Origin of the sequence: Rhizobium aethiopicum, from assembly GCF_014197535.1 — a bacterium.
Classification (GTDB): Bacteria; Pseudomonadota; Alphaproteobacteria; order Rhizobiales; family Rhizobiaceae; genus Rhizobium; species Rhizobium aethiopicum_A.
Genome location: NZ_JACIFV010000009.1, coordinates 1 through 3,990 on the forward strand (window position 1 = coordinate 1; position 3,990 = coordinate 3,990).

Below are 3,990 nucleotides of genomic sequence, written 5' to 3' on the forward strand. Positions count from 1 at the left end.
CCGCCTCCCGTCAATCCAAGCCGGCCAAAACCCAAAACATCGCCAAACCAAATGGCTTTCTTTTATGCCTGACAATTTCCCCGGACAGCCCTGCCGTAAACGGGGCGAGGGGACGTGCCAGGCGAGAGCTTCGCGAGGGACGGAGGTTGCGGCATATCCTCTCCCCCCAGCAAGCGGGGCCGAAGGACGGGTCGGGATCGTTGGCCCGACCAGCTCGGTGGCGGCAGCGGGATGAGGGCAGCCAGGCGCGTAAGAAAATGGTGTCCGAGAGAAAACTGGTGCTGCCGAGTGGGATTGAACCACCGACCTCACCCTTACCAAGGGAATTGTTGGAAGTACAAAAGTGTATATGCCAAAGGGATTGTGGCGGTGTGAAGAATTAGCGTGTACAAGTTTTGTACAAATCGGTTGAATTGGCAAAAAGAAACCCGCCGAAGCGGGTTATTTGAATTTGATGTTACTCGACGATTATTAGCGGCTGTTCTAGCGCCGTCTTTGGATCCATGTTTGGTTCGACGCGACCACTTCGCGCCAGGCGCTCATCGTTCGTGAACTTGATGATCGGATCGACTAGTTTCATTTTCTCATCGATCTTTGCCTTGAGGGTCGGCACGTCCCATGCGCCGACTTCGAACTCGATTGATGGCGCCTCCAGGAACTGATCCCAATGAGTTTTATTCTTGATTGTGGCTTTGTATCGAACTCCGCGCGTGCCGTTGAACGACGCGTCGAGTTTGATGGTCATGCCATTGGCTGTTATTTCTGAAATAAGCTCTTCAAGCATTTCTGTCTCCTTCTGTGGTGGTTGGTGGTGGTTATTTGCAAAAGAAACCAGACGAACCTGGCTACTCCTTCGCGGGGTGAAGCTCTGGGTGTGCAGGACAGCATGAAATCTCGTGCCCAATCTCTCCGCATGCATCGCACGAAACCATTCGCGCTCGTCGCTGCCTTCCTCTTTCAATCAAATCTTGCATGGCTTCTGGTGGCAGCATTAACAGTGTGACTTGTCGCCGTGGCGGCGCGTCTACCATACGAACTACGCATCCTTCTGTGGGTTTGCTCGTAAATGTACGGAATGGCATTCCGCTATCAGTGGTCCCGGCCAAGACTGTGCAGACATCGCTCTCGCCTCCATCATTGTCGTTCGCTGGCGACTTTCTTTTTGTACGCAACTGCACTCCATAATGGGATTCGTAGAATGCGTTATTGACAAAGTCCTGCACCTCATAAGCGCAGGACATAGCGTCGCGATATATTTCTCGACCTGAGAATCTTAGGATGTGAAACCCTCTTGACTGAATTGCACGATCACGAACTTTGTCTCGCTCGACTTGTTCCTTTGTGGCGTGGTGGAATTCATGCCCATCGCATTCTATCACGAGCCTGAGGTTTTGCGCTTCCTTGGAAAGTACGACAAAGTCGGCGCGGTACTTTCCTATCGAAAATTGCGGTATGATCGCCGCGCCGGCTTCAGGTAAGTCGTCCTCCGAAGATGTTCGCTTTAACACCTTAAGAGGAATGGTGTCGTACAACTTAAACTGAAGTCCGACGGCGACAAGGAGTTGCGCCTCAATCGGGCTGTCGGTGGAAGTTATGGCGCCATCGTCGCAAAGCTCCCCATCCTGAAGTGCTCCATGAACCCAGTTGAACAAAAACGATTGAGCGCCATCAAGTATAGGTGCGGCTAGATCACACGTATCCGCCCTCCACGTATCGTCTATCTTTCTGCCCAGCCTAGCCATCATCCTTCCCTCCTCTTCCTGTCCAGATCAGTCCGCTTGCCCATGCCCTCGGCGAACCTGCCTGACCACGCCAACGGATCATCAAGCCACGGAAGCCGAGCCCACGTCTCTGGCACGGGCAGTTTATTGATGGCCTCGATCAGCGGCGCCTGCGGCACGTTGGTGTAATGGCGGCTCATGTCGTCCGCAGCGTGGCCCAGGATCTGATCCTTGATATGCGGGTGAACGCCGGCAACTACCAATCCAGTCGAGCAAGAGTGGCGCCCAGTGTACGGCGCTATATCCCTAATGCCAGACCTTCTGCGAGCTCCGTTGATTGCCGTCTTCAGTCCGCCGCCGCCCTCGCCATCTATGTCTGTCACGATCGTGCCGTATGGCTCGCCCTTCGGCGTGCGGAAGAGGCGCGCGTCTTCGGCAAGCGAATTACGCTTGAGCAAGGCTTCGAGGATGGGCGCTATGAATTCATGGATAGGTATACCACGCGGCTCGCCGGTCTTTGTCTTCGTCAGCGTGATCCATCGGCCAGCAATGTTCACCTCCTGCGCTTCGAGTGCAAAAATCTCGATCGGCCGCATACCGGTGTAGAAGAGCGTCGTCATGAGCATGGCGGGGCCAGGAGACATGGCCGCGATGAACTTTGCTGCGTGCTCGTAGTCGACCGGGAACGTGCCTGCGCGGCGCTTGGCAATGCGGACGACATTGGTGCCCTTGACCTTCTTCGGTCGCGACCACAGCCGCATTTCCGCCCATCCGTTCTTTACGGCGTGGTTCCAGACCGCAATGAACGGCGTGTAGCATTGCCGGTTGCGCGTCTCTGGCAGTGCGGTCGGGTAAAGGGCGCGCGCCGCCTCATCGAGATCGTTCTGCTGGATGTCCTTGAGGGGCTTCTTTTCGAAGTGGGCAAAGAGGCCGGATGGCGGCTTGCCATATCGAATTCCGAGATACTTAGTCTCGCCGCCGGCTTTTATGTACGACTTGACTGCATCGCCGAATGTACGCGTGGCTTTCGGCCCGAATACCTTGTCGCTGGTTATGCTCGCGATCGTTTTTGCGAGGATGGCTTCGGCGACTTCTTTTTCACTAGTTCCTGTAGTTCGGCGTACAGATTGTTTGAGATGGGAGCCGCTGATCCACCAGACGTCACCACGCTTGTAGAGCTTGAGGGGCATCGTAGAATGTCCTTTATAGACTCGATATCGCTATCGGTTAACAGAATATCCCTGCCGCGCACCATGCAGAAGCCGTGTTGCTTGGCAATCTTGGCAACGCCACGGTTGGTCAGGCGAAGGTGGTCCGCGGCCTCGGCAAGGGTGTATACCTTGCCGAGCGGGCTGTTGTCGTTTGCCGGTTGGCGGGTGCTCACCGCAACACCTCCCGAACGCCACCTTCCAAGCCGCCGGCGGGCGGCTGGTACGACTGACAGCCAGCCAGCGAGACAGCTGCCAAAGCCAGCAGCCCCCAAATCAACAGCGTGAGCGGCAGGCCAATGAACATACCTCTGGCGAATTTGTCATCAGTCATGACGCGGCCGCCCATCACGCAGCCCGCCCGTTATCATTCGCCACCTGCCGCAGGCGCGCAGCGATCTTCTCGTGCCGGCCCTGGCGCTCGCGGCCGAACCGGTCGCGCTCATGCCAACGGGCAACGGCGATAAGGCGCTCGGCGGGTGCGCCATGCGTCACGGTGAGGCCGTCGACGACTTCCGTGCCGGAGCCGGTGTACGGCGGCTTGGGAGAGGGCGCGTAGGCGGGGGTGGTTGTTGCTGTCTGGGAGCGGGGCGCGGTGGTTTGTCTTCTGGTCATGGGTGTCTCCTTCTCGTGGTGGTGGAATTGGTAAGAGCGCGGCACGGAAACGAATAGTTGCAGCCATCATCACCGGCCGCGCCCTATTGCCCTTTGGCAATTAGTAATTCTCGGCCTCGATGCGGCTGATAAAGAAGTGAATGCCAGGCGCGCACTCCTCCATCCAGTTTTCGTCGAAGCTATCCGGCGTCTCACGCTGGCCGACGCGGTATTCAGTTTTGTAGTCGTGCTGGCTGATGGCGACATCTGCGCCAATGATCTCGATGACATCTGCGAATTCGGCGCGGCACTTGCGGCCAAAGGCGTGAGACCGTTTTGCCTCCTCGGGAATGCGCAACTTGACGATGACGCCATTCTGGCACTTCTTCCAGCCAATGATGCTGCCTTCCGGCAAGATGCGAGTTTGCGCGATCGGTAGCTCAGCGTTTTTCGCCTCGCCCAGGTTG

At 56.8% G+C, this 3,990-nt stretch carries 6 protein-coding genes; all 6 read right to left on the bottom strand.

The annotated features are described in order from the left end of the window. Positions 1 to 457: 457 nt before the first annotated feature. The gene (locus GGD53_RS14220) at positions 458 to 961 is read right to left on the bottom strand and encodes a hypothetical protein (protein ID WP_184457370.1); all 504 of its coding nucleotides are present in this window, start codon (positions 959 to 961) and stop codon (positions 458 to 460) included. Beyond that, positions 846 to 1,745 (bottom strand): DUF559 domain-containing protein, encoded by a 900-nt coding sequence (locus GGD53_RS32375; protein WP_184456974.1) that lies wholly within the window; start codon positions 1,743 to 1,745, stop codon positions 846 to 848. The genes GGD53_RS14220 and GGD53_RS32375 overlap by 116 nt, the downstream gene beginning before the upstream one ends. Then, the gene (locus GGD53_RS14230; protein ID WP_184456976.1) at positions 1,742 to 2,911 is read right to left on the bottom strand and encodes a tyrosine-type recombinase/integrase; all 1,170 of its coding nucleotides are present in this window, start codon (positions 2,909 to 2,911) and stop codon (positions 1,742 to 1,744) included. Before GGD53_RS14230 ends, GGD53_RS32375 begins: the two co-directional genes overlap by 4 nt. A gap of 190 nt (positions 2,912 to 3,101) precedes the next feature. Then, positions 3,102 to 3,263 (bottom strand): hypothetical protein, encoded by a 162-nt coding sequence (locus GGD53_RS14235; RefSeq protein ID WP_184456978.1) that lies wholly within the window; start codon positions 3,261 to 3,263, stop codon positions 3,102 to 3,104. 14 nt (positions 3,264 to 3,277) lie between these two features. Beyond that, positions 3,278 to 3,544, bottom strand: a complete 267-nt coding sequence (locus tag GGD53_RS14240) for a hypothetical protein (RefSeq protein ID WP_184456980.1) — start codon at positions 3,542 to 3,544, stop codon at positions 3,278 to 3,280. Positions 3,545 to 3,644: 100 nt separating this feature from the next. Continuing rightward, the coding region (locus GGD53_RS14245) for a DUF5758 domain-containing protein (RefSeq protein ID WP_210303210.1) at positions 3,645 to 3,990 on the bottom strand (346 nt) is incomplete at its 5' end.

Bases quoted from the DNA above. Each gene is read 5' to 3' on its own strand.
- GGD53_RS32375 (WP_184456974.1), bottom strand. From the start codon at position 1,745: ATGATGGCTAGGCTGGGCAGAAAGATAGACGATACGTGGAGGGCGGAT.
- GGD53_RS14230 (WP_184456976.1), bottom strand. From the start codon at position 2,911: ATGCCCCTCAAGCTCTACAAGCGTGGTGACGTCTGGTGGATCAGCGGC.
- GGD53_RS14235 (WP_184456978.1), bottom strand. From the start codon at position 3,263: ATGACTGATGACAAATTCGCCAGAGGTATGTTCATTGGCCTGCCGCTC.
- GGD53_RS14240 (WP_184456980.1), bottom strand. From the start codon at position 3,544: ATGACCAGAAGACAAACCACCGCGCCCCGCTCCCAGACAGCAACAACC.